The following is a 21,859-nucleotide window of genomic DNA, read 5'->3' as shown; positions in this document are numbered from 1 at the left end:
GATGTGTGCCGGAGCGTGTCCTGTTGATAGGGAAGCAGATGTATGAGGAGTACGCCGTGAAGAGGGGACAGATCGTTGATGGAATGGTAAGGAGCCTTGACTTCCCGAACAGGGGCCTTGTTGAGGTGGAGGAATCCCGGGAGGCCATCGCGCAGGGGGCAGACCCCACCCGGCTTGTCGCAGTGAAGAATGTTCTCCCGGGGCAGAGGGTCCGCCTCCGTCTCAAGAGGACCGGGCGCGGCAGGAGTCAGGGAAGCCTCATGGAAATTCTGGCAAAGGCCCCCAATGAGCTTCAGGAGGCGGCCTGCCCCCATTTTGCGGACTGCGGCGGCTGCGCTTACCAGAATCTGGCCTATGAAGATCAACTGACCTTAAAGGAGGAACAGGTCCGCCGCCTCATGAAGCCGGTTCTGGGCGAGGAATTCGACCGGGTCTTCGAGGGGGTGACGGCCTCTCCTATGCGGGAGGAATACCGCAACAAGATGGAGTTCTCCTTCGGTGACCGGGAGAAGGGGGGGAGTCTCGCGCTCGGAATGCACAGGCGGTCCTCCTTCTATGATATTGTTCCCGTAGATCAGTGCCGCATTATCAATCAGGACATGCGGGATGTCCTGCGCCTGACCCTAGACTTCTTTCGCGAGAGGAAGATGAGCTTCTACCACAAGCTGCGCCATGAGGGATATCTGCGTCACCTGCTGGTTCGCCGCAGCCAAAGGGACGGGAGTCTCATGGCAGACCTTGTGACTTCCGGCAACCGGGTCGACCGGGAGGGAGAGCCCTTCACAGAGGGGGAGGAGAGGCGCCTGCTCGATGACTGGAAGCAGGCCCTGCTCGAACACGCGTGGGAGGGGGAACTGACAGGTCTCCTCCATACCAGAAATGACTCTCCGGCGGATGTGATTGAAGATCAGGGGACGGACATTCTCTACGGGAGTGATCTTCTGACGGAGGAGATTCTAGGTCTTCGGTTCGACATCACCCCCTTTTCCTTCTTTCAGACCAACTCCTCAGGGGCCGAGGTCCTCTACGAGACAGCAAGAGGGTTCATCCGAGGGGCCGCAACCGGGCAGGGAGATGGAAGCGGACTGGAAGCAATCCGGGGGAAAAACGTCTTCGACCTATACTCCGGGACAGGGACCATCGCCCAGATCCTGGCTCCCGCAGCCGGCCATGTGGTCGGCGTTGAAATCGTTGAAGAGGCGGTCGGAGCGGCCAGAAGCAATGCCGAGAAAAACGGTCTTCATAACTGTGACTTCATCGCGGGCGATGTGCTCAAGGTCCTTGACGACATTGCGGTTAAGCCGGACTTCATCGTATTGGATCCGCCGCGAGACGGAATCCATCCCAAGGCTCTTACTAAGATCATCGACTACGGGGCTCCAGCCATGGTCTATATCTCATGCAAACCGACCAGCCTGGCCAGGGACTTGGAAGTCCTGATCGCCAGAGGCTATCGGGTCGATCGGATGCGGTGTGTGGATATGTTTCCGGGCACGGTGCATGTGGAGACAGTAGCATTATTGTCCAAACTTGATGTCGATAAACATATAGATGTTGAAATTAAGCTTGATGAGCTTGATTTGACAAGTGCTGAAAGTAAAGCGTCTTATGCACAAATTAAGGAATATATATTAGAAAAATTTGATTTAAAGGTTTCGACACTCTATATTGCACAGATTAAAAAGAAGTGTGGAATTGTACTGAGGGAGCATTATAATAAATCGAAAAAAGGGAAACAATTTATTCCACAATGCACACCGGAAAAAGAGGAAGCTATCATGGATGCTTTAAGGCATTTTAAAATGATTTAATAGAAATGGAGGGTATTTATGAGATGGATAATAAAAATAATCTTGTTTCCAATTAGCCTATCGCTAAGTATTCTCACTGCATTTCTTGCATTTTTACTTGCCATAGGAACAACGATATTATATTTGCTTATGTTTATGTGTGTCGTTGTTGGGGTTGTATCATTGTTTCAAAAGAACTTTGCAATAGGCATTGAAGCGTTGATATTGGGTTTCTTGTTAAGTCCTTACGGAATACCGATGATTGGAGCGGCAATCATAGCTTTTATACAAGGAATCAATGAAGCCATAAAATCAATCTAAAAAATTTCATAAAAATAGTTATGGGAGGCGATAGAAAAAACTATCGTCTTTTTCTTTGCGAAAAATCAAGGAAGGGAGTGTTATAATATTTCATATCTAATTAATAAAAAGATGGAGGGAAATGGATGTATGAATTTTTAAGAAATATAGATGTAGCGACATGGATTCCAATTGTGATTTCTATTATATCGTTGATATATACAATTATAAGCAATTATTGTTCTGGTAAACGCTTAAAGCAAGCTGAAAAAATTAATGAAGAAAATTATAATTGGAAGAAAAATTTTGATATATACAAAGAAGAAAATAGACAAAAAGATATTTTAATTCAAAATTTGTTATCTGAACAGAATACCCGAGCGTCAATTATTCCATATTTCAATGTAGTGTTAAAGGACAATAGAATTAAAAAAGAAGAGAATAGCTTGATTTTAGAAATAGGTTTCATGAATATAGGAAAAGAAAGTGCGACAAATATACAGCTATCACCGAAATTTCCAGATAAAGGATTGCAAGGATATTTTGATAGTGAAGGGTATCCTAAGAAACAGTATTATATTTATGAATATTTAAGTCAGTATTATGCAGCTGCAAGAGAAGAGGTTACATTCAAAATTAAGGTGGATTTAAAAAATGGAGAAAAAATTAATGATTTTTTGAAATTCAAAATCAAGTATTATGACCTAATAGGGAATGAGTATGAACAGGAATTTAGGTTTGGATTTTATATGTTAGACTGTATTGCATATAATTTGGACAATAGCTCATATAAACCTATATTATTAAAAAAGTAAAATATTTAGAGATGATAGAAAATAAAAAACTCTATCGTCTTTTATTTTACCCAAAATCAGGAGGAAAGATGATAAGGATAAGAAATCCCACTTGACAGGTAGGAAAAATTTAATATCGAGGCTTAGAAAACGATTGAAAACTTAAACTTTCAGTCGCTTTTTTTATTGAAATGAAAAGGAGAAATTAAAAATATGAAGCAGGAAATGATGAACATCAATGCCAACTTGGTTGCAGAGCCTACTTTCTCAAGTTTTGAAAAAGACGGAGAAACGGTAGAAGTTGTTAATTTTGCATTTGTAAAGAAGTACGGGAAAGGCAAGGAATATATCAACTGTGCCGCTTACGGTGAGAAGGTGGAAACAGCGAAAGACTTTGAAAAAGGCGATCTCATTCATATCTTTGGATATTTTAAAGATCGTGAAAAAGACGGTAAGACTTACAAAAACTTTGTAGTGAAGTCATACAACAAAATTGAAAAGAAAGAAAACAAGGAGGAAGAATAAAATGGAATTTTTTACACAGGCAGTAGATGTACTGAAAGTATTGGTAATGGCGGTAGGAGCAGGACTCGGTGCGTGGGGCGTGATCAACCTGATGGAAGGTTACGGTATGCATGGTAAGCTGATTTTACAGCTGCACGGTAACGAGTTTTTTCACCGCACGGTGAGCAGTTTTTGCGTTGTACGGTAAGGATTTCTTTCATTGCGTGGTAAGCACTTTTTTATATCAGGTGGTAAGCAGATTTTTATCGACGCGGTAAGGACTTTTTTCCTGTGCAGCAAGTAAAACAGGAGGAGCATCGCCGACTCACGTATACTTTTCTCAAGGCATACGAGAGGAGGAACAACCGATGCTGACAAAAGTCATGATGCAGGAAATACAGGATCTCAAGCTCCGCGGTTACACAAAGAGCCAGATCCCCGGCTACTACGAGGCACAGGGAATCAAGCCTCCCTCGGCCCCGACAATCAGCAAGTACTATGACATGGATGTCGTTCCCGACAATCCCGGTGAGAAACTCGAAAAGCCCAAGGCTTTTGATGTCGAGCCGTTTCGGTCCGTGATCATCGAGGTACTGCGCAACAACGAGAAGAACAAGAGCCTGTGTATCAGCTCGGTCTATGACGTTCTCGAAGAGAAGTTCATAGAGAACGGTGAGTTCACCGCGCTTCCGGGCAATCCGCAGACGCTGCGCAACTACGTCCACTATCTCAAGGACAACGGCATTGTTGCCGAAGTCCCGAAGAACCAGCGGATCTACGACAACGTCTTTGATACCGCACCCGGTGAACAGATGCTCATCGACTTTGGCGAGCTGAAGATCGACAGCGGACTGAGGATCTACTTCATCTGATGCTGTATAAATAAAGTTGACATCTTATTCTCAAGGATTTCACCATAATTAAGAGAATAAGGAGGCGTTTACAGTGGCAACGAACAGACAGTACGATCAGGAGTACAAAATCCAGGCAGTTAAGCTGGCAAAAGAAATTGGCCAGGCAAAAGCTGCACGTGAACTAGGCATCCCCAAAAACACGCTCTATACATGGATACGCGCTAATAGGCTCGGAAATCTGGATCTTGGAGCGGGATCCCAGACCCCCAAAAGTGCTATGACCCTGAATGAGGAGCTGATCACCTTACGTAAGCAGGTCAAAGATCAGGATAAGGAAATTCGTCGTCTTAAAGAAGAAAACGAGTTCCTGGAGGAAGCCAGCGCTTTTTTCGCCGCGAGCCGTCTGAAGTCAGCAAAAATGAAAGGCTGAAATATATCGCTGTTAAGACAGAAGACGGCATGATGAAAGGGAAACTTACATTCTACTGTCGGATGCTCCATGTGAGCCGCCAGGCATTCTATAAATACCTGCAACGTAAGGATCGGCCTTGGAAATATCAGAAGCTGGCCGATGCTATGCGGGATATCCTAAAGGAAGATGAATGTAATGATACCTATGGTCGTTCCAGGATGCGTGATGCTCTTCTGCAGAAGAAGCCGAAGGATGTCGATATCCCGAGTGAGCGGACCGTCTATCGAGTAATGGAAGAAATTGGTATCAGTCATCGTCCAAAGCGTAAGCCAAATGGAATAACGAAAGCCGACAAGGCTGCTCGTAAATCGGATGATCTGCTCAAGCGGGATTTCAGGTCAACAGAGCCACTGACAAAATGTGTTACGGACATAACCGAAATCAAGGCGAGTGATGGGAAACTCTATGTTTCTGCTATGTTTGACTGCTTCGATCTGGCTGTCTTAGGATTGGCAATGGCTACCAACATGAAGGCCCCGTTGTGTGCCCGAACCCTGAGGAATGCTCATAAGGCTTACCCGGAGATCGAAGGTGCGATCTGCCATAGCGATCGCGGAGTACAGTACACCAGTGATTGCTACCGTAGAGCCGTCCAGGACTGCCATATAACACAGAGCATGAACAGTGATGGTGGCCGTTGCCATGATAATGCTCGTTGTGAGAGCATGTGGGCGAGAATGAAATCTGAACTCTTATATGATCGCTATGACACCGAGAAGATGACTGTAACTGAGCTAAAAGAGCTTATCTGGCGTTACTACATGAGCTACTGGAATAACCGTCGAATCTGTTCCGCAAATGATGGCCTTCCACCCATGGTCAAGAGACAACAATACTATTCATCTTTACAGGAAGCAGCTTAGGGTTGTAAATCCTTGAGGAAAATCTGTCAACCATTATTGACAATATCAATCTGTCTGCTGCTCCGGTACAGCCGTTACCTTGTCGTATACGCGCAGGATCACAAGTACAACGCAGAAGAAGCATGCAAGGCACTCTACCGGTCCTTCTGCAAGCTCGGCGGCCGCCCGTCAGTGCTAGTCATCGATCAGGATGCCGTGTTCGTTGCGACAGAGACCTACGGTGAGGTCGTCAAGACCAGAACCTTCGAGGACTTCTGCACAGAACAGGATCTGAAGCTGTGGGTCTGCCACAAGGCGGATCCGGAATCCAAGGGTCCGATTGAGAATTCTGTAGGATTCGTGAAGAAAAACTTCTTCAGTGCAAGAAACCTGGAAACCATCGATGATGTCTGGCGCTCACTGCCGGGATGGCAGGAACGCAAGAACAAACGGGTACATCAGGCAACGTACTGTGTTCCGGCAGAGGTGTTCCGCGAAGTTGAGCTACCCTCTCTCAGAGAACTGATTCCTTCGTTCTACGAGAGCTCACCGAATTCCTTTGTGGAAGTACAGCTGAACGGTTATCCATTCATCAAGTACCGATCCAACAAGTATTCCATGCCGTAGGACTGCTGTTTCCATTCCGTGTTCTACAAGGTTGTCGGAAACAGGATGCATGTCTATGACGAATCCAGAAGATTTGTCTGCACGCATACGCTGTCGGAGTGCCGTGGCACGACAGTTCAGCTCAAAGAGCACAGGCATCAGTCGACGGACAAGTGGATTCCGATCGTCGAACGTATGCGAAAGAAATGGAACTGTATCGACTTCCAGCACTTCGTCAACGGTGTCAAGAAAGAGAACCCCCGTTACCTCGTGGAGCAGTTCTCGGCGATCGAACGGTTCCTGGACGAACAGTCGCCTGACCGCGCCACGGTTGCCGTCGTTATGAAGATCTGCTGTGAGAAGTACCGTTATCAGTTCTCACAGTTCAAGGTTGTCTATACTGCCGTAGAAAAGGGTCAGATCAGCGGCAACAGGTTCACGTGCAGCGATGTTCAGAAACAGGATCTGAGCGTGTATCAGAAGGCATTTGAGGCCAGATGCACTTCCTCCAGAGAAGAGGCCCTGGTATGAAACGTCAGATCGTCAGAAACCTGGATACGGATCATATCCCTCTTGACCGGCTGAGCGCGCTGCTTCAGACGTTTGCGCTGAAACACGCGGCTAGAAAACTGCCTGAGATACTGGAGTGCGCCGAATTGAATCAGCTGTCCTACCGCGCATTCCTTCTCGATCTTCTGGAAACAGAGGTCAGGGGAAGAAATGAACGGCGCAGAAAGAGAAACCTCTCTGCTGCTCACTTCCCGCCGGATCCTAAGCCTGTCGAGCTGTTCGATCCGCTGGAGCTGGAATCTGGAATCAGCGAGAGCCAGGTCCGGCAGCTCAGGGAACTGAACTGGATAGACACCAATGCAAACATCGTTCTTGCGGGCCCTCCGGGGCTCGGCAAGACCATGCTGGCAGTGGGCCTCGGCATGGAGGCGATCAACAGCGGCTACACGGTATGCTTTGAGAGGATGTCCAACTTTGTGAAGATCCTCGACAATGCTGATACCGAGCGCAGTGCAGGCTTCCGGCTGAAGAACATCAAGAAGGCACAGTTAGTCATCATCGATGAGATCGGATACACACCGATCAGCAGAGCACAGGCCAACAGGTTCTTTACCTTCATCAGTGATACATACGAGACGACATCGATCATCTTTACCACCAACAAGGAGATCACCGAGTGGGCCGAGATGATGGGTGATCCGGTTCTTACCACAGCCATGCTGGACAGAATCCTTCACCACGCAGCATGCTTCTCACTGAGAGGACAGTCCTACCGTCTGAAGCATCCGGAGATGTTTACCACATGATATAAAGTTTTCAAGATACCGGCGGAAGGAGTTACCTTACCTAAAAAACTCCTTACCGTTATGTAAAAAAGTGCTTACCGCCTGACATAAAAATCTGCTTACCACAGTGGTGTAAGAACTCATTACCGAGGAACATAAAAAGCTGCTTACCATACCACCTAAAAAAGTGGTTGACATTCACAGATAATTCGAGAGCTTTGTTACCGTGCTGCTGATACTGCTTCCGGACTGTACGGCAAGGTTCAGCATTTCCAGCATGTCGGGCATCCGGATATATTTTGTCCTGTGAAGATGGCGACAGGATTCCTTTCCGATCGCGCAGGCAAGATGGGTCTTCCCGGAACCGGTGAAACCATTGATGATCAGGTTCGTCCGGCTGGTGATAAAGCTGCACGAACCAAGCCCAAGGATCGCGTTCCGGTTCAGGCCGCGTCCTTCGTAATATATGGTGTTGATATCGGCGTTTGGATATCTCAGCTTTGCGCAGCGCATCAGCCTTTTGGCGCGGTCGTTATTCTTTGCCGTATAGCATTCGTCGATCAGCAGGTTCAGACGGTCATCAAAGCTCATGCCAAGGTAGGAATCCCGGTTCGTCTCTTGGTTGTCGAGTGCTTCGATCATCGGTTCGAGCTGCATTTCGCGGAGTTTGCGTCTGGATTCATCACTGATCATCGTGATCACCTCCTCCGTAGTAGCTGCCCCCACGGACAAAGGCGCCCTGATCGATGTTTTCTGAATCCAGTGCCCCCGGATGGGCCGGGATGTCCTTCCGCTGACGGAGCATAATGTCTTGATTGCTTGCCAGAATCGCCTTAAGATACTTGTAACGGGGCGATGTGGTATTGGTGAGCGCGATCTGGCACGCATCTTCGAAACGCTGATTCGAGTAATGGCTGCTTAGATGGAGCACGGACAATGCCGCATTATAGCCCTGTTCTTTTACTTTTACGCTGCGGAAGATCCGGTCAATCACCTCCCTGGTGTATGGACCGATCGTGGATGCCCAGGCACACATGCGCTCCTGATCCATTTCCGGTCGGTTGAATTCGTCCGGCATATCCGAAGCGCGGGTAGAATACCGGTTCTCCACATAGTCCGGGAACTTCGGATGGGACGCGATCCGCTGATGGTCAAAGAAGATCTCGACCGTCGTCTCGGTATATCTGACGTCGACCTTCTTGCCGCGGTAGATATACGGCACCGAGTACCAGTTCTTCAGCAGGGAGATATGGCAGTTCGGATAGACCTTGCGGTCCGGAACGAGCGTCGTTATCTCATAAGGGACTGCCGGAAGCGGACGCAGATATCTCCGTTCCTCTTCCAGAACGGAAGAACGGCTCCCCATCCGTTTCTGGAACGGCTGGTCATTGTAACGTTTTACGGCTTCCTTGATCGCTTCCTGCAGGAATGGCACGTTATAGAAAGTGCGGTGGCGGAATGCCGCGATCACTGTGGTCGCGATGTTTCCGACGGTGTTCTCCACGGATGCCTTCTGCTTTGGCTTCCGGACGGCTGCAGGCATGATCGCAGTCATGTAATGGAGGCCGAACATCTCGTAAGCGTCCGTAAGTATGACCTCGCCTTCCTTTGGATGCTTTACGACGCCGGTCTTCAGGTTGTCACAGATCGTGCGTGTCGGTACGCCGCCGAAAGCTTCATACATATGGACATGGCACCGGAGCCAGGTGTCCATCTTCATGTTCAGCGTCGCCTCAACGTACGCGTAGCGGCTGTAGGTAAGACACCCGACAAAGAGATAGACCTTGAGAGCCTCCCCGGTATAGCGGTTCACGACCTTCATGGTCGGACCGCTCCAGTCTACCTCGCAGCGTTCGCCGGGCTTATGTTCTAGATGATTGGAAATGTCGTGGGTCTGGCAGTACTTCCCATAGTCGTCGAAGAACTTTGTCTTCCCGACAGAAATGGTGCCATGTTCGCGGCACTTGTCCCTGTAGTCTTTCCAGAGGGTCATCATAGTGACGCCGACCTGCTTTAGGTCTTCGCTGACAGCATCATAATCTGGAAGTTCATAGATGTCCTCGGAGAGAAGGTTGTCAGGGAAGAACATTTTGTATACAGCGGTATCATCCATTCCCTGGATGTCCGCATAGGTGATGTTCTTCTCCCGTGCGACCGCCAGCACCTTGCTGATGGAGCTTTTCGACATGTGTCGGCTTGAAGCGATGTCGTCCTGCGACATACCGCTGTTGTGCAGCTGCAAGATCAGCCGCACCTGGATCCGTTTGGCCATAGTAGAGGCCTCCTTTCGTAGAAGCGGGACTATTTCCCATCCCAAATTCTACTCCGGATCAAGGCCTGGTACATATGTGCGGAATGCCGGTACTACTGCGCGGATTAACTTAAAAAATCCGAGAGTACGCTGTTGCGGGCCGCGGTATCATCATGCGGAAAAACGGTACCATGAGGCCGGAATATTCAAGAGGGTTGTAACTACAGAACTATTGTTAGAAGCGTTTTTCGAGGTGTTGAGACTATGGAACTATTGTTTTGCTGGTTTAGAGGGTGTGTAACAAGGGAACTGTTGACGGTGCAATCAATTTTTATAAGTTAGAATTATTTTTGGATGGAATTTATCAAGATGAAAATGTTGCGTGATTGATACAAGGATTTTTGCCTACAAGCGTCAGAGTCACCTCTCACATGTAGGTGTAGGGTGTGCGGTTGTGGACGATAATAGTTTTCGCAAGTTTTGCGATGTTTTATTGAAAATAAAGACAAACAGGAATATAATGTTAGCGTAATCTAACTGAAGAAAGAGGGGAAATATGGCTGTTTCGTATAACAAATTATGGAAAATTCTTATCGACAGAAAGATGAGCAGAGCGGAGCTTAGAAAGGCGGCTGAAATTGCTCCGAATACTATGACAAAAATGCGCAGAGATGAATCTGTTCATCTACATATTCTTGAGAGAATATGTGAGGTACTTGACTGTAATTTCAGCGATATTGTTGATTACATAAAATAAAAATGCTTACAGGCTCAAGGCTGCTCTTTGAAAAAAAGTAAATGACTTATGAGGAGTTGATTTAAATGAAGTATAAAAGTTTCTACTTTAAATTTTTGACCTTTTTCTTAAAAAAACCTATGATTAGAAAATTTGGAGAAAAGGCAACAAGAGAAAGCTTGAAAAAGGCAAAGCCCGTATACAGAGAAATGATAGAGAAAACGGAAGACATCGGTCAGGACAATCCTATGGCAGGAAATATTTACATGGGCTATGTGTTTATGGCCATTTGCAGAGCCGGTAATTTTAACCCCGATGATTTTATCGATGTCACAGCGGATTTTATGAACGGGAAAATCATAAAAAGGCTTACAAGCGGTTTAAATTTGAATAAAACGGAGGATCTTAAAAAGTTTGCCTGTCTTATGCATAAAATGCAGGAATGGGCGGACAGTCACCCGGAATACAAAAATAAGACGTGGGATTTTCATTTCGATGAAACGCTTCACAAAGATGGCTTTTATTATTACTTTACAAGGTGTCCCATGAATACATTTGCAAGAGAAAATGGTTATCTCGATGTGCTTCCGGTTGCTTGTAATACGGATTATCTATCATGTGCTGCGAGAAAGGGCGTGCTTCATCGAGAGCAGACGCTGGCATCAGGCGGAGATATCTGTGATTATTGGATTGTAGGGGATCAGAACAAGAATCCCCGCTGAAACCTTCTCCTCAATCTGGTGATCTTATGCAGAAGCCGTGACCAAAAGATAGATAAAAAGCGAGGAAACAGATAAAAAAGACGGCCTCGAAGAGCCGCCTAAAAAAGATCTGAATGTGTGCCGGTGCGAAATAGAAATAATTCAAGAAGATTATCATCGATGCGATAGATGAGAAGCCAGTCCGGTTCAATGTGACATTCACGGAATCCCTTGTGATCTCCGGTCAGATTATGGTCGCGATATCTATCTTCAAGCGACTGTTTTTCTGCAAGCGTGTCTATGACTTCGCGTAGCTTATCTAATTTAAGGCCGCGTTTTCTGGCAAGCTTCAGGTCCTTCTTGAATTGGTTTGATATTACAATTTCAAGCTTCATCAAAGGCCTCATCCATTATTTCATCAAAAGAACTATACCGCTTGTAGCTGCCGGGATTCTTCCTCATTGCATCATACTCAGCAAGAGCAGCGATTGTTTCCGCATTCGGAGTCATACGCTTTACTTCGAACGGAATACCGTTATGAGATACAGCGCTCTTAAGGAACATGGTAATAGCGGAAGACATATTCAGACCGAGATCATTGAATAATGCTTCGGCATACTTTTTCAAATCAGTATCGACACGGACATTGATATTGGTTGTAGCCATTTAAATCACTCCTTTCGTTTGAGTATCTTTATTATAAGAAAGAGCGCAAGCAATGTCAACACAAAATAAAGATATGTTTTGCAAGCTACATTATAGCACGTTTCTGTTGAAAAATTCACATTTATGTGATATAATCATCTAGTGGCAAATGGAGGTTTTTATGTCAGTAAGTTATAAAAAACTACAACATCTAATGATTGAAAAAGAGATATCAAATGCTGAATTGATGCGCAGAGCAAATATCTCTGCAAACATCATATCGAAAATAAAAGAGGGAAAATACATTGCGCTTGATAAGGTAGAGAGTATCTGTAAAGCAATGGATTGCGGTCCGAGCGATATGATGGATTTTATAGAAAAGGATTAAGGAGATATCGCATGAAGGCAGGTAGAAACAAGACAATTGATATCAGTATTGAGGAGGGGCGTTGTTATTTGGAACGTTGTATTCATGTAACTGAATCAGCTTCTCTTGATCAGATAATAGATAAAACTATTGTTGGCGATACTTTTGAGATATTACCACTATTACCGGAAGGCTTTGTAGACTTACTTGTCGTTGATCCGCCTTACAATTTGGATAAGGATTTTCACGGTAACAAGTTTAAGAAAACTACTGATGATATGTATGAACAGTATACGGAAGCATGGATAAGCAAGGTTAACCCCCTGCTAAAGCCGAATGCTTCGGTATATGTTTGTTGTGATTGGGCTTCAAGTCCTGCAATTGGTACTGTTTTGAAGAGACATTTTCATATTCAGAACAGAATTACTTGGCAACGTGAAAAAGGCAGAGGTGCTTTGAGTAATTGGAAAAATGGTATGGAAGATATTTGGTTTGCAACAAACTCAAAGTCTTATACGTTCAATGTTGAGAGCGTTAAGGTAAGAAGAAAAGTTATTGCACCGTATAAGGTTGATGGCAAGCCGAAGGATTGGGAAGAAACCGCAGATGGTAATTTCAGAAACACTTATCCTTCAAATTTTTGGGACGATATATCTATCCCATATTGGTCTATGCCTGAGAATACTGCACATCCCACACAAAAGCCGGAAAAATTATTAGCAAAGCTGATTTTGGCAAGTTCAAATGCGGGTGATATAGTGTTAGATCCTTTTCTTGGATCCGGTTCAACATCTGTAACGGCAAAAAAGCTTGGAAGACACTATGTGGGAATTGAAGCGAATGAACAGTATTGTGTTTGGGCTGAAAAAAGAATTGAGATGGCAGACGTAGATTCTTCAATTCAAGGATATACGGATGGAGTATTTTGGGAAAGAAATACAAATGCCCTGCAGAAAAAAACACAGCCACAGCAATTGTCATTATGGGAGGCCGCCAATGTATAACAAAACTGTAGTTGATAGGTTAGTTGCCTATATAAAAAAACTTGATGGAATTGGCGATAAAAACAAGTTGGCTGATGCTGTTCAAAAGGAATTTTCATTGGTACAGGATCGCAAGGTGTATTATTGCACTGATTTTGCAATAAGATTTAGTAAGTCTGAAAGCAAAAGAATGAGCAATACGGTACTGTCACTATCTGCACTGCAAAAATACGATGATAAGCCGTTCTTGGTATGTATTGTTGCATCCACAGTGAATTATCTGCTACTTGCAAACAGTACATTTTTGCAGAAAATTAGCCATTCATCAAAGGAATTGCGGATTGATAATATCAAGGGTAGTTTTAATGGTGGAGACATTATGCTTGTTTACAATGACATGGAGAATGATCCAAGTTATTTTGATAGATTATATGCTTACCATTCCGGTCTTTCTTTTACAGATAACCTTGAAAGATTAGTGGCAAGTACGAACGATATTGTAGGAAGGGTTCCTAAATTCGAAGTTAATGATAGCAATAAGGGAACGATAATGTCTTCTGTCGATCGTGCTCAGAGCTTTATTACATCGGCAGATTATAAAGATCTGAAATCTGATCTTGATAGTCGTGTTAAACGCGTGCAAGGTGAAATTGCTATTGCTGCTTTTATTGATAATGTAAATCTGCGAGGGAGAGTGATAGAGTATTTGATAACCAATAATGGTTCATCCCTCAAAGACCAGATTATTGGTTCATTGCAGAATAAGAAACCATTACCGGAATTTAAGACAGAGGATAAATTGGGAGATTATTCAAAATCTTATCCGGACTATGATACAGAAACGGATATAAAAACAAAGGTATTGTTTTTGAATGGTAATCCCAAAGCATACAATATTGATAAGCTTCTTGAGTTTTTAGCAACCCAAAAATCTGTATATATGATTTATCTTCTTGGAGTAGATGATAAAGGTAATATTGTAGCAAGATTGTGTTCTGCTTTTGATCATAGATTGATAGATGGAACAAATGTACAACACCATTGGGCGGGTCGAAATACACGAGGAGTAACACAGTTTGTCGGGAATGCCTTAAAAGAGATTCTTGCGGATAATAGTGGAACAATAATAGATAAAAAGAAAGCCGAAGCATTCCTTGAGGAATTGATTAACAAGTAGAAAACAAAATAGCGAGTTTGCACCAACAGACGGTGGCGAATGATCTTGACACGTGGGGCAGATCAGAAAACAGGCATTCCAATGAAGTCATAAAGCAGAGGAAGTAACTGTAGATGCAATTACTAACAATCGACGAAATAATATCTTCAATAAGAAAAGAAACAGATGGACTTGATGCTGAAATAGCAGATGGAATTATTCTTAGCAAAAAGGAAATTCCTCCGTCTGAAATCGAGAAATTAAAATCTGAACTTGAAATAGAGTATTTAGATTCGGTATTTACAGAAAATATTTTAAGTTACAATTGGGGGAATTTCGGCTTTCTCAGCTACCAGTTTGGATATGGGGATGAAATGAGCCTCAACTGGCTAATTAACCGCAATCTGGAATATGAGGAGTATCCGGTTCTTCGCAAAAAGAACTTAATAATTATTGCAAACGGAGATCCCTATACTATTTTATTAGAACGTAAATCCGGGGAATATATGCATTCATAAGTGACATGAGTTATGAGGAGATAGTACCTATTGCTTCCGATTTTGTAGAATTTATAAGAGCGATGGGAACTGCTCAACATGCTGTATGGAAGCACACTGAAGAAGAGTTTGTGGAATTGATGGAACGCGAGGATTCTGACAGTAATCTTGCTTTTTGGAAAGAACTGGTGAGCGTGTACTAAGCGAAATATAAGGAGATACTATGGAGTTTATACTAGCTAAGGAAGGGATTCCTCAAAATATCGGCTGTGAAGGGGCGACTATTGCATACTCTGGTAGTGAAATAGAATTTCACTACCAGACAGTGCCTCCGCATGGCGATGAAATTTTTTCTGCAAAATTGCCACTTTTAGATGTTAAGCTTCCGTTTTGGATGTATGGAAGGAATCTGATATTTTTAGATGCTTACTATCTGCTTGCAGAAACGGTGGAGGAGCACACTTGGGATCCTATAACTAGCAGGCTTATCAATATACATACTGGGAAAAGTGCCAGTCTCGGTGGTTGGTATAATAATGTGAAAGTCAAGGAAAATGAAGTCGAATTAAAAAATGACTATACTGGGGAAACTATGGTGCTGAAAAATGTTGAGGGGCTGAGCTGGATTTAAAATAGTAAGAGATATCAAGGTTTATGAATATAATGCACAAGCACAAGGAGACTCCTACGACAACCATTATATTATTGCAGTTAGCATTGAGCAAAAAGCAGAGTATTATGAATGTGAGTCCTGTCATCACAGATACGTGCCGACCTATAGAGAGGTGATCTTAGCTCCGCATAGAGGTAGAGACAGATATATGAGATGCCCAAAGTGCGGTGGCGTTGCTGGCAGAAGAAAGTGTTAACCGATGAAGATTCAGAGCTATAAACCGCGATAGCACATATTGCAATAATCAATAAGCACAGAGGATATCACATGACCAAACAACAACTCATCGCCCTCTGGCAGGGCAAGTCATGGGAAAGATCACCAGCAGGAATATACTTTATAAGTCGCAAGTCCGATAAGGACTTGCACGTTAGCTTCTCCGGATACAGCGAAAGGGATGTAAAATCTATCCCAGACCCATTAATGAAAAGGCTAAGTGTCGAACTCACCGAGCTGGATCAGGAGGCACTGCGCCTGATAAATGGAAATTTTCCCGAAGAGGATATCGAAGGTATCTCGCTCACTGATATAATGTTCGATAAGAGTGGATGCTACGATGCATTTGCACTAGGATATTATGTAGGCGAATCTCCAGCAGGCGAACTGTATCTGCTAGTTAGCTTCAATGAGGAATTTGATGCCAACCCAGAAGTAATCTGCGAAGTGTACTAAAACGCAGCGACGGGACGTGTTAGATATATGCGGTTAATCGGTATCATTTCGTCGAAACCTATACTTAAATTACACACCATTACAGACCATTACAAACCACTGTACACTAAGAAAGGCGATATTATGAATGATAAAATAAAAGCTTTCATCGAAGATTTCAAGAAAATCGAGAATAAGGAGACCATAAAAATCAATTTAATCCCCGAAACCAAGACTTCGCTGACAGGCAGCAATGTTGCGGGCTGGTTTTATTTGCCGAAGACTGCGAACATCCCTACCACCGATAGGGGCGAACAGCTGATGTATTTGGCGCAGATAAACTGCGAGGAGCTACCAGAGAATAGTATCTACCCAGTTAAGGGCATCATGCAATTTTGGATATTTGGCGGAGACTATAATCTGGGCAACGACTATAGAAGGCCTACTTCAGATAGCAAGAAAAGGGTTATTTACTATCCAGAGATAGACGAGCATTTCTCTGAAGAGGAACTCAGAGAGATGTATGAACCACAGAAGGATAAGAAGGAAGACGAACTTATCACACCGATTAATGACGGTGCACCATTTGCCATGTCCTTTGAAAAAACTAGCCAGTGGACTATGCCGAACGATTTCAGATTTGAAGAGGTGTTCGTAGAGAAATGGAATCAGAACTTTCCGGGGAAGCAGATAGAAGAAATATACGAGATGTACGACATAGACGAAGAAGAGGTTGATGAGATTATGGAGGCACTCGATATCTCGAGTCACACGCAGATAGGGGGCTATGGTCATTTCACGCAGGAAGATCCACGCATGTACGACGACTTTGAGGATTACACCGAGTTACTGTTTCAGCTGGATTCCGAGTTCGGAACTGACGATTATTACATATTGTGGGGTGACTGTGGCGTAGGAAATTTCTTTGCGACAAAAGAGCAATTACGTAATTTAGATTTTACCGAGTGCCTGTATAGCTGGGACTGTTGCTAATATAATCAGTGCAAATCAGCAGATGTGCCAAAGCGCCTTTTGCTTATAAAAGAAATGACGGTGTTTACGTAATACCTATTACGGCTTTAAGACATTAATAGTTTTTGCTTTTATGCTACCGCGTACTTTTACGAGTTGCTTGTAAATTGTTTTTTGAGGGAGAATAGGGGGTATAGCCGTGAAATATTCCGAGACGGGTTTAGACCTTTATATCACAATTTTTGTATCTTTCCGATGAGCGAAACAATAAAGGCAGTGGCGCAAGATTTTCCGGGATATGAGGATGCTGATGGTGTTTTAATATACGGATACTGTGATAGAACGGCTGGTTTTACGCTGGAACTTTTATGTTGTGTTAAAAGAGTTGATGGTAGTCAGTTTGCACAAAAACAGACAACAAAGGAAACAAGAGGAATTATTCGTATCGGTTCTGTTGCTGACGAGGAATATTGATTTAATCTGTGAGGAATCATATGGATTTTATACACGACAGAACTAGTAACATTCTTTTCAGTCTTCATGATAGCAAGGTGAAAGAAATCAAATTTCACAACAAAACTTTGATGTTAAAAGTTGGTAAAATATATGAATTTGTTGATGGCGAAGAAAAATCATACCCAGGTGAAATATGTTTTAGAAATTGCGATGTGGACATGTGTGACGTATTGATATTTAACAAAACCTTGGGTGAAGGACGTTTTAACGGAAAGGCCATTGACTTACAGCAATTTATGGATGAATATGCAGACTCAGAATTTGAAATAATCACGGAAGGCTATTTTGGTAACACAACGACATATACAGGTTGGCTTTGGGTAGACGGAAAACCACCGGTATCGGCAATTATGTATATTTGGAATAGCGGAGATATGGTGTATCGTGTTAAAAAATAAATTATCAAAAAAGACAACAGGAGAAATTTGAACTTTCCGTTACTGCGAATGCTGAATCTGTAAATTTGAATTTTTGGAGGTGCAGGGTATGGCTTCAAGTAAAGAATATTTAGATTTCATTTTAGAACAATTATCCGAGTTGGAAGAAATAACATATAGATCAATGATGGGCGAATATATTGTTTATTATCGCGGAAAAATTGTTGGTGGAATTTATGATGATAGGCTTTTAGTGAAGCCTGTTAAATCTGCAATAGCATATATGCCAAATGCAAAGTATGAATTACCATATAATGGAGCAAAGGAAATGCTGTTGGTAGGTGATGTTGACAACAAAGAATTTTTAACCGGCTTATTCAACTCAATGTATGAGGAGTTACCTGCACCAAAACCAAAGAAATAATCAAATTAGATTTTTCCTTTATTCAGACATACAAACTGTTGACAATAAAGCTCCTATATAGTATGTTTTTATAAACTACTATATAGGAGCTTTTGCATGAAAACAAATGGAGGATTTCTTGTCACCAAAATAAAACAGCTTGGTGACCGGATTTTTGAGAAGATTCTCAGCGAAAAGAATATTGATGCGTTCAATGGAGCCCAGGGGCGCATTCTTTATGTGCTGTGGCAGGAGGATGGAATCTCGATCAGGTCACTCTCGGTCAAATGCGGATTAGCGATAACATCTCTTACGACGATGCTGGAAAGAATGGAACATCAAGGGCTGATAAGCCGTGTTCAGTCTGAAACGGACAAAAGGAAAACACTCCTGTTTCTGACTGAGAAAGCACATGCCTTAAAGGGCGAGTACGATTCTGTATCTGATGAGATGGGCAGCATTTACTACAAAGGTTTTTCAGAGGAAGAAATTACCCGGTTTGAGGAATGCCTCGACCGCATCAGAAAGAATCTTGAGGAGTGGCAGAAGTCATGAGTATTTGTATCAAAGATCAGATTCAGAACATGAATCTCGTCATCGGCTGCACAGTGAGGTGTGCATATTGCTATGCCCGCAACAATGTAAAGCGCTGGCATATGATCGATGACTTTGCTGATCCTGAGTTCTTTCCGGGCAAGCTCAAGATGATGGAAAAGAAACGTCCGCAGAACTTTCTTCTTACCGGCATGAGCGATCTCTCCGGATGGAAGCCGGAATGGAGAGACGAGGTATTTGCAAAGATCCGTGAAAATCCACAGCATCAGTTCCTGTTCCTGACCAAGTGCCCCGATCTGCTGGATTTTGATACCGATCTGGAAAACGCATGGTTTGGCGTTACGGTGACGAGGAAAGCAGAACTGTGGCGTATTGACGCCCTTCGGGAAAACGTCAGAGCAAAACACTACCATGTTACCTTTGAGCCGTTATTCGACGATCCCGGTACAGTTGATCTTTCCGGAATCAACTGGATCGTTGTCGGCACCATGACTGGAACTCAGAGCAGGAAGGTTCATACGGAGCCGGAGTGGGCATGGTCTCTGACGGACCAGGCATATGCGCTCGGCATTCCGGTGTTTATGAAGGAAGACCTTGTCCCTATCATAGGGGATGAAAATATGATTCAGGAAATGCCGGAGGAATTCAATAAAGTGTTGGTGGTACAGAGATCATGGCAGAAGTAATCGATGGAATCCTCATTAGTGAGGTGGAAACAAAGAACATCATGACCAAGTCCAGTCTGCCGGTAGGCGGTTACTCGGTCAATCCCTATGTAGGCTGTACACATGCCTGCAAGTATTGCTATGCTTCTTTTATGAAGCGCTTTACCGGACACACGGAGGAATGGGGCACTTTCCTTGATGTGAAGCATTGGCCGGAAATTAAAAATCCGAAGAAATATGCCGGACAGCGGGTGGTCATCGGTTCTGTGACGGATGGCTACAATCCACAGGAGGAGCAATTCGGGAATACCAGAAAACTTCTGGAGCAGTTGATTGGCAGTGACGCAGATATTCTGATCTGCACAAAGTCTGATCTTGTGGTAAGTGATATTGATCTGCTGAAGAAGCTTGGACGAGTGACCGTTTCATGGTCGATCAACACACTGGATGAAAATTTCAAGAACGATATGGACTCTGCTTCGAGCATTGAGCGTCGTATCGCTGCTATGAAGCAGGTATATGATGCAGGTATCCGTACAGTCTGTTTCGTATCCCCGGTATTCCCCGGTATCACGGACTTTGAAGCCATCTTTGAGCGGGTAAAGGATCAGTGCGATCTGTTCTGGCTCGAAAACCTCAATCTTCGGGGCGGCTTCAAAAAGACGATCATGGATTATATCGCCGGAAAATATCCTGATCTTGTACCGCTTTACGATGAGATCTATAACAAGCATAACCGCAGCTACTTTGAAGCGCTTGAAGTAAAAGCTGCGGAAATGGCTAAGAAGTATGATTGTCCCTTTGTGGATAATGAAATGCCTTATGGCAGGGTCACGCAGGGACATCCGGTGATTGTGGATTATTTCTATCATGAGGAAATCCGAGGGACAGAAAATACCGGAAAAAGAAATCGTTAAACAGAAATTTATTGCTGCGGTGCATTCGTATTTTGCTTCGCTTCAAACGCACAATTCCAGTTTGTCGAGATGATTAAAATTAAAGATTTAAATGCAACTCAAAAAGGCTATTCATCAATAAATTTGAAGTTGGAGGAAAGTCAGAATGTATATTGAGAATAAATATTGGAATAATTACATTGGGGATACGGATGATAGTCTTAACCTTATTGCTTTTTTAGAAGAACAAGAGAGTAATGAAATCGCATTTTCCGAGATACTTAAAAATTTAGGGTTTCATAAACAAGTCGAAAATTTTAGGAACACTATTGGATCTTTGGGATTCACTGATTCTTTAGGAATTGATATTGAGTTCCATTTTGCTATTGATGTAATAACTGATCTTGCAGCGATACTGTTAGAATGTAAAATGAGTGGTAGTGTGGATTTGCATGAATTAGAACCATTTGATACATCTTCGCGTATAATAAATATCATTGCTACGCAAAAAGACTACGAATTTATAGATAGAACACTTGCCGATTTTTCTCACAACCCTCTTGAGTATGACCTTTGCGAACTTGTTCCGCAGGATGATATGTTAGAAATGGCAGAAATTTGTGAAAGCCTTAGACAAGAGTTGTTAAATTAAAATTTGTAAAGAGGATGGTGAAACACCACTTACTTATGCAAAAATATATTTTGAAATGAACAAACTGGGGTTTCGGGAGGGATTAAAAATGGGAATGATTGCTAATTATCAATACATAAGTGATGAAAATCTAAAAGCACTTAAATCTTTTAATGCAGAAGAAGATGAAATTTTTGAGGAAGTTGAAGATTGGAATGAACAAGCTGAAATATTGCTTGATATAGACAAAATGTGGGATGCACTTCATTTTATTCTGACTGGTATAGATTGCAGTAATCCTATGGAAAATAATCCTCTTAGCGAAGCAGTGGTTGGTGTAATTTCAATTGATGATGTTGATGAGTTTATAGCCTATACGGAGAAAACAAGAATAGCTGATATTGTTTCAGCTTTAGAAAATTTTGATATAAAAATGGCTTTAGATAAATTCACAATGAAAGCCTGTAAAGAAGCTGACTTATATCCGAATATTTGGGAGTATGAAGAAGAAACTGATGAAATAAAAGAAGAAATCATGGATTGTTTTCAAAATATGAAAGACTTTTATAAAAAAATACTTAAAGTGAAAGGGAATGTTTTAGTTACAATTTATTAGGGGGGCGGACAAAAAACTGGACACTCCGATCCCCATGTGAGAACAGATGAGGTACACAAAGGAGCTTCCTGTATGATCTAAGTGTAGGGTTCCGTCAGAAAGAAGGTGAAA

General features: G+C 43.2%; 32 protein-coding genes. 28 read left to right on the top strand and 4 right to left on the bottom strand.

The window, feature by feature from the left end; all coding sequences use genetic code 11:
• Positions 1–38 precede the first annotated feature (38 nt).
• From rlmD to istB, 11 genes are all read left to right on the top strand, one after another.
• The gene (gene rlmD, locus ACO5R6_RS01825) at positions 39–1,811 is read left to right on the top strand and encodes a 23S rRNA (uracil(1939)-C(5))-methyltransferase RlmD (protein ID WP_485625475.1); all 1,773 of its coding nucleotides are present in this window, start codon (positions 39–41) and stop codon (positions 1,809–1,811) included.
• A gap of 18 nt (positions 1,812–1,829) precedes the next feature.
• Positions 1,830–2,111, top strand: a complete 282-nt coding sequence (locus tag ACO5R6_RS01820) for a CD1845 family protein (protein ID WP_485625474.1) — start codon at positions 1,830–1,832, stop codon at positions 2,109–2,111.
• 125 nt (positions 2,112–2,236) lie between these two features.
• Positions 2,237–2,905, top strand: coding sequence for a hypothetical protein (locus ACO5R6_RS01815; protein ID WP_485625473.1), 669 nt, complete (start codon positions 2,237–2,239; stop codon positions 2,903–2,905).
• A 192-nt stretch (positions 2,906–3,097) separates the two neighbouring features.
• Complete coding sequence (locus ACO5R6_RS01810) at positions 3,098–3,409, top strand: single-stranded DNA-binding protein (RefSeq protein ID WP_485625472.1); 312 nt, start codon at positions 3,098–3,100, stop codon at positions 3,407–3,409.
• 1 nt (position 3,410) lies between these two features.
• Complete coding sequence (locus ACO5R6_RS01805) at positions 3,411–3,596, top strand: Maff2 family mobile element protein (RefSeq protein WP_485625471.1); 186 nt, start codon at positions 3,411–3,413, stop codon at positions 3,594–3,596.
• A gap of 160 nt (positions 3,597–3,756) precedes the next feature.
• On the top strand, positions 3,757–4,260 hold the full coding sequence (locus ACO5R6_RS01800) for a hypothetical protein (RefSeq protein ID WP_485625470.1): 504 nt from the start codon (positions 3,757–3,759) through the stop codon (positions 4,258–4,260).
• Positions 4,261–4,333: 73 nt separating this feature from the next.
• Positions 4,334–4,672, top strand: a complete 339-nt coding sequence (locus ACO5R6_RS01795; RefSeq protein ID WP_485625469.1) for a transposase — start codon at positions 4,334–4,336, stop codon at positions 4,670–4,672.
• A gap of 29 nt (positions 4,673–4,701) precedes the next feature.
• Positions 4,702–5,577: an IS3 family transposase gene (locus ACO5R6_RS01790; RefSeq protein ID WP_485625468.1), complete on the top strand. Its 876-nt coding sequence runs from the start codon at positions 4,702–4,704 to the stop codon at positions 5,575–5,577.
• A gap of 12 nt (positions 5,578–5,589) precedes the next feature.
• A complete protein-coding gene (locus ACO5R6_RS01785; protein WP_485625467.1) occupies positions 5,590–6,183 on the top strand; it encodes a transposase in 594 nt (197 codons plus the stop codon).
• Between the two features lie 18 nt (positions 6,184–6,201).
• Entirely contained in the window at positions 6,202–6,693 is a 492-nt protein-coding gene (locus tag ACO5R6_RS01780) for a hypothetical protein (RefSeq protein WP_485625466.1), read from the top strand.
• Entirely contained in the window at positions 6,690–7,478 is a 789-nt protein-coding gene (gene istB, locus ACO5R6_RS01775) for an IS21-like element helper ATPase IstB (RefSeq protein ID WP_485625465.1), read from the top strand. The genes ACO5R6_RS01780 and istB overlap by 4 nt, the downstream gene beginning before the upstream one ends.
• Positions 7,479–7,655: 177 nt before the next feature.
• Here istB and ACO5R6_RS01770 read toward each other — a convergent pair whose 3' ends face one another.
• Positions 7,656–8,150 carry an ATP-binding protein gene (locus tag ACO5R6_RS01770; RefSeq protein ID WP_485625464.1) on the bottom strand — a complete coding sequence of 165 codons (495 nt, stop codon included), beginning with the start codon at positions 8,148–8,150 and terminating at the stop codon, positions 7,656–7,658.
• Positions 8,140–9,729: an IS21 family transposase gene (gene istA / locus ACO5R6_RS01765; RefSeq protein WP_485625463.1), complete on the bottom strand. Its 1,590-nt coding sequence runs from the start codon at positions 9,727–9,729 to the stop codon at positions 8,140–8,142. The genes ACO5R6_RS01770 and istA overlap by 11 nt, the downstream gene beginning before the upstream one ends.
• A 535-nt stretch (positions 9,730–10,264) precedes the next feature.
• Between istA and ACO5R6_RS01760 the strand changes: the two genes are divergently transcribed.
• Both ACO5R6_RS01760 and ACO5R6_RS01755 read left to right on the top strand, forming a co-directional pair.
• Entirely contained in the window at positions 10,265–10,465 is a 201-nt protein-coding gene (locus ACO5R6_RS01760; protein ID WP_485625461.1) for a helix-turn-helix domain-containing protein, read from the top strand.
• A 65-nt stretch (positions 10,466–10,530) separates the two neighbouring features.
• A complete protein-coding gene (locus tag ACO5R6_RS01755) occupies positions 10,531–11,166 on the top strand; it encodes an L-2-amino-thiazoline-4-carboxylic acid hydrolase (RefSeq protein WP_485625460.1) in 636 nt (211 codons plus the stop codon).
• 98 nt (positions 11,167–11,264) lie between these two features.
• Here the strand turns inward: ACO5R6_RS01755 and ACO5R6_RS01750 are convergent, their stop codons facing one another.
• Both ACO5R6_RS01750 and ACO5R6_RS01745 read right to left on the bottom strand, forming a co-directional pair.
• Positions 11,265–11,540: a type II toxin-antitoxin system YafQ family toxin gene (locus ACO5R6_RS01750; RefSeq protein ID WP_485625459.1), complete on the bottom strand. Its 276-nt coding sequence runs from the start codon at positions 11,538–11,540 to the stop codon at positions 11,265–11,267.
• Positions 11,530–11,811 carry a type II toxin-antitoxin system RelB/DinJ family antitoxin gene (locus tag ACO5R6_RS01745; RefSeq protein WP_485625458.1) on the bottom strand — a complete coding sequence of 94 codons (282 nt, stop codon included), beginning with the start codon at positions 11,809–11,811 and terminating at the stop codon, positions 11,530–11,532. The genes ACO5R6_RS01750 and ACO5R6_RS01745 overlap by 11 nt, the downstream gene beginning before the upstream one ends.
• Positions 11,812–11,971: 160 nt before the next feature.
• On the opposite strand from ACO5R6_RS01745, the gene ACO5R6_RS01740 reads away from it, so the two are divergent.
• The 15 genes from ACO5R6_RS01740 to ACO5R6_RS01670 all read left to right on the top strand — a co-directional run bounded on the left by ACO5R6_RS01740 (position 11,972) and on the right by ACO5R6_RS01670 (position 21,748).
• Positions 11,972–12,178: a helix-turn-helix domain-containing protein gene (locus tag ACO5R6_RS01740; protein WP_485625457.1), complete on the top strand. Its 207-nt coding sequence runs from the start codon at positions 11,972–11,974 to the stop codon at positions 12,176–12,178.
• 11 nt (positions 12,179–12,189) lie between these two features.
• Complete coding sequence (locus tag ACO5R6_RS01735) at positions 12,190–13,161, top strand: DNA-methyltransferase (protein WP_485625456.1); 972 nt, start codon at positions 12,190–12,192, stop codon at positions 13,159–13,161.
• Positions 13,154–14,317, top strand: coding sequence for a hypothetical protein (locus ACO5R6_RS01730; RefSeq protein WP_485625455.1), 1,164 nt, complete (start codon positions 13,154–13,156; stop codon positions 14,315–14,317). The genes ACO5R6_RS01735 and ACO5R6_RS01730 overlap by 8 nt, the downstream gene beginning before the upstream one ends.
• 113 nt (positions 14,318–14,430) lie before the next feature.
• Entirely contained in the window at positions 14,431–14,814 is a 384-nt protein-coding gene (locus ACO5R6_RS01725; protein ID WP_485625454.1) for a hypothetical protein, read from the top strand.
• Positions 14,815–15,016: 202 nt separating this feature from the next.
• Entirely contained in the window at positions 15,017–15,424 is a 408-nt protein-coding gene (locus tag ACO5R6_RS01720) for a hypothetical protein (RefSeq protein WP_485625453.1), read from the top strand.
• Between the two features lie 309 nt (positions 15,425–15,733).
• Positions 15,734–16,138: a hypothetical protein gene (locus tag ACO5R6_RS01715; RefSeq protein WP_485625452.1), complete on the top strand. Its 405-nt coding sequence runs from the start codon at positions 15,734–15,736 to the stop codon at positions 16,136–16,138.
• A gap of 123 nt (positions 16,139–16,261) precedes the next feature.
• Positions 16,262–17,110, top strand: coding sequence for a YwqG family protein (locus ACO5R6_RS01710; RefSeq protein ID WP_485625451.1), 849 nt, complete (start codon positions 16,262–16,264; stop codon positions 17,108–17,110).
• 234 nt (positions 17,111–17,344) lie between these two features.
• Positions 17,345–17,563: a hypothetical protein gene (locus tag ACO5R6_RS01705; RefSeq protein WP_485625450.1), complete on the top strand. Its 219-nt coding sequence runs from the start codon at positions 17,345–17,347 to the stop codon at positions 17,561–17,563.
• A 20-nt stretch (positions 17,564–17,583) separates the two neighbouring features.
• Entirely contained in the window at positions 17,584–18,003 is a 420-nt protein-coding gene (locus tag ACO5R6_RS01700) for a hypothetical protein (protein WP_485625449.1), read from the top strand.
• An 88-nt stretch (positions 18,004–18,091) separates the two neighbouring features.
• Positions 18,092–18,406 carry a TfoX/Sxy family protein gene (locus tag ACO5R6_RS01695; RefSeq protein ID WP_485625448.1) on the top strand — a complete coding sequence of 105 codons (315 nt, stop codon included), beginning with the start codon at positions 18,092–18,094 and terminating at the stop codon, positions 18,404–18,406.
• Between the two features lie 96 nt (positions 18,407–18,502).
• Complete coding sequence (locus ACO5R6_RS01690; RefSeq protein WP_009219716.1) at positions 18,503–18,940, top strand: radical SAM mobile pair system MarR family transcriptional regulator; 438 nt, start codon at positions 18,503–18,505, stop codon at positions 18,938–18,940.
• Entirely contained in the window at positions 18,937–19,626 is a 690-nt protein-coding gene (locus ACO5R6_RS01685) for a radical SAM mobile pair protein A (protein WP_485625447.1), read from the top strand. The genes ACO5R6_RS01690 and ACO5R6_RS01685 overlap by 4 nt, the downstream gene beginning before the upstream one ends.
• Positions 19,614–20,522 (top strand): radical SAM mobile pair protein B, encoded by a 909-nt coding sequence (locus ACO5R6_RS01680; protein ID WP_485625446.1) that lies wholly within the window; start codon positions 19,614–19,616, stop codon positions 20,520–20,522. Before ACO5R6_RS01685 ends, ACO5R6_RS01680 begins: the two co-directional genes overlap by 13 nt.
• Positions 20,523–20,667: 145 nt before the next feature.
• The gene (locus tag ACO5R6_RS01675; protein ID WP_485625445.1) at positions 20,668–21,153 is read left to right on the top strand and encodes an imm68 putative immunity domain-containing protein; all 486 of its coding nucleotides are present in this window, start codon (positions 20,668–20,670) and stop codon (positions 21,151–21,153) included.
• 88 nt (positions 21,154–21,241) lie between these two features.
• Positions 21,242–21,748 (top strand): YfbM family protein, encoded by a 507-nt coding sequence (locus tag ACO5R6_RS01670; protein ID WP_485625444.1) that lies wholly within the window; start codon positions 21,242–21,244, stop codon positions 21,746–21,748.
• Positions 21,749–21,859: the final 111 nt, after the last annotated feature.

The sequence above is a fragment of the Shuttleworthella sp. genome (genome assembly GCF_057251025.1).
Note: the sequence above shows the minus strand (reverse complement) of the source record. Positions and strands in the feature narration are given on the sequence as shown.

Coding starts and splice junctions, on each gene's coding strand:
- ACO5R6_RS01685 (WP_485625447.1), top strand. CDS start 18,937: ATGAGTATTTGTATCAAAGATCAGATTCAGAACATGAATCTCGTCATC.
- ACO5R6_RS01680 (WP_485625446.1), top strand. CDS start 19,614: ATGGCAGAAGTAATCGATGGAATCCTCATTAGTGAGGTGGAAACAAAG.
- rlmD (WP_485625475.1), top strand. CDS start 39: ATGTATGAGGAGTACGCCGTGAAGAGGGGACAGATCGTTGATGGAATG.
- istA (WP_485625463.1), bottom strand. CDS start 9,729: ATGGCCAAACGGATCCAGGTGCGGCTGATCTTGCAGCTGCACAACAGC.
- ACO5R6_RS01690 (WP_009219716.1), top strand. CDS start 18,503: ATGAAAACAAATGGAGGATTTCTTGTCACCAAAATAAAACAGCTTGGT.
- ACO5R6_RS01675 (WP_485625445.1), top strand. CDS start 20,668: ATGTATATTGAGAATAAATATTGGAATAATTACATTGGGGATACGGAT.
- ACO5R6_RS01815 (WP_485625473.1), top strand. CDS start 2,237: ATGTATGAATTTTTAAGAAATATAGATGTAGCGACATGGATTCCAATT.
- ACO5R6_RS01820 (WP_485625474.1), top strand. CDS start 1,830: ATGAGATGGATAATAAAAATAATCTTGTTTCCAATTAGCCTATCGCTA.
- ACO5R6_RS01715 (WP_485625452.1), top strand. CDS start 15,734: ATGACCAAACAACAACTCATCGCCCTCTGGCAGGGCAAGTCATGGGAA.
- ACO5R6_RS01805 (WP_485625471.1), top strand. CDS start 3,411: ATGGAATTTTTTACACAGGCAGTAGATGTACTGAAAGTATTGGTAATG.
- istB (WP_485625465.1), top strand. CDS start 6,690: ATGAAACGTCAGATCGTCAGAAACCTGGATACGGATCATATCCCTCTT.
- ACO5R6_RS01755 (WP_485625460.1), top strand. CDS start 10,531: ATGAAGTATAAAAGTTTCTACTTTAAATTTTTGACCTTTTTCTTAAAA.
- ACO5R6_RS01695 (WP_485625448.1), top strand. CDS start 18,092: ATGGCTTCAAGTAAAGAATATTTAGATTTCATTTTAGAACAATTATCC.
- ACO5R6_RS01670 (WP_485625444.1), top strand. CDS start 21,242: ATGGGAATGATTGCTAATTATCAATACATAAGTGATGAAAATCTAAAA.
- ACO5R6_RS01710 (WP_485625451.1), top strand. CDS start 16,262: ATGAATGATAAAATAAAAGCTTTCATCGAAGATTTCAAGAAAATCGAG.
- ACO5R6_RS01735 (WP_485625456.1), top strand. CDS start 12,190: ATGAAGGCAGGTAGAAACAAGACAATTGATATCAGTATTGAGGAGGGG.
- ACO5R6_RS01700 (WP_485625449.1), top strand. CDS start 17,584: ATGGATTTTATACACGACAGAACTAGTAACATTCTTTTCAGTCTTCAT.
- ACO5R6_RS01745 (WP_485625458.1), bottom strand. CDS start 11,811: ATGGCTACAACCAATATCAATGTCCGTGTCGATACTGATTTGAAAAAG.
- ACO5R6_RS01750 (WP_485625459.1), bottom strand. CDS start 11,540: ATGAAGCTTGAAATTGTAATATCAAACCAATTCAAGAAGGACCTGAAG.
- ACO5R6_RS01730 (WP_485625455.1), top strand. CDS start 13,154: ATGTATAACAAAACTGTAGTTGATAGGTTAGTTGCCTATATAAAAAAA.
- ACO5R6_RS01810 (WP_485625472.1), top strand. CDS start 3,098: ATGAAGCAGGAAATGATGAACATCAATGCCAACTTGGTTGCAGAGCCT.
- ACO5R6_RS01720 (WP_485625453.1), top strand. CDS start 15,017: ATGGAGTTTATACTAGCTAAGGAAGGGATTCCTCAAAATATCGGCTGT.
- ACO5R6_RS01800 (WP_485625470.1), top strand. CDS start 3,757: ATGCTGACAAAAGTCATGATGCAGGAAATACAGGATCTCAAGCTCCGC.
- ACO5R6_RS01740 (WP_485625457.1), top strand. CDS start 11,972: ATGTCAGTAAGTTATAAAAAACTACAACATCTAATGATTGAAAAAGAG.
- ACO5R6_RS01790 (WP_485625468.1), top strand. CDS start 4,702: ATGATGAAAGGGAAACTTACATTCTACTGTCGGATGCTCCATGTGAGC.
- ACO5R6_RS01705 (WP_485625450.1), top strand. CDS start 17,345: ATGAGCGAAACAATAAAGGCAGTGGCGCAAGATTTTCCGGGATATGAG.
- ACO5R6_RS01770 (WP_485625464.1), bottom strand. CDS start 8,150: ATGATCAGTGATGAATCCAGACGCAAACTCCGCGAAATGCAGCTCGAA.
- ACO5R6_RS01760 (WP_485625461.1), top strand. CDS start 10,265: ATGGCTGTTTCGTATAACAAATTATGGAAAATTCTTATCGACAGAAAG.
- ACO5R6_RS01725 (WP_485625454.1), top strand. CDS start 14,431: ATGCAATTACTAACAATCGACGAAATAATATCTTCAATAAGAAAAGAA.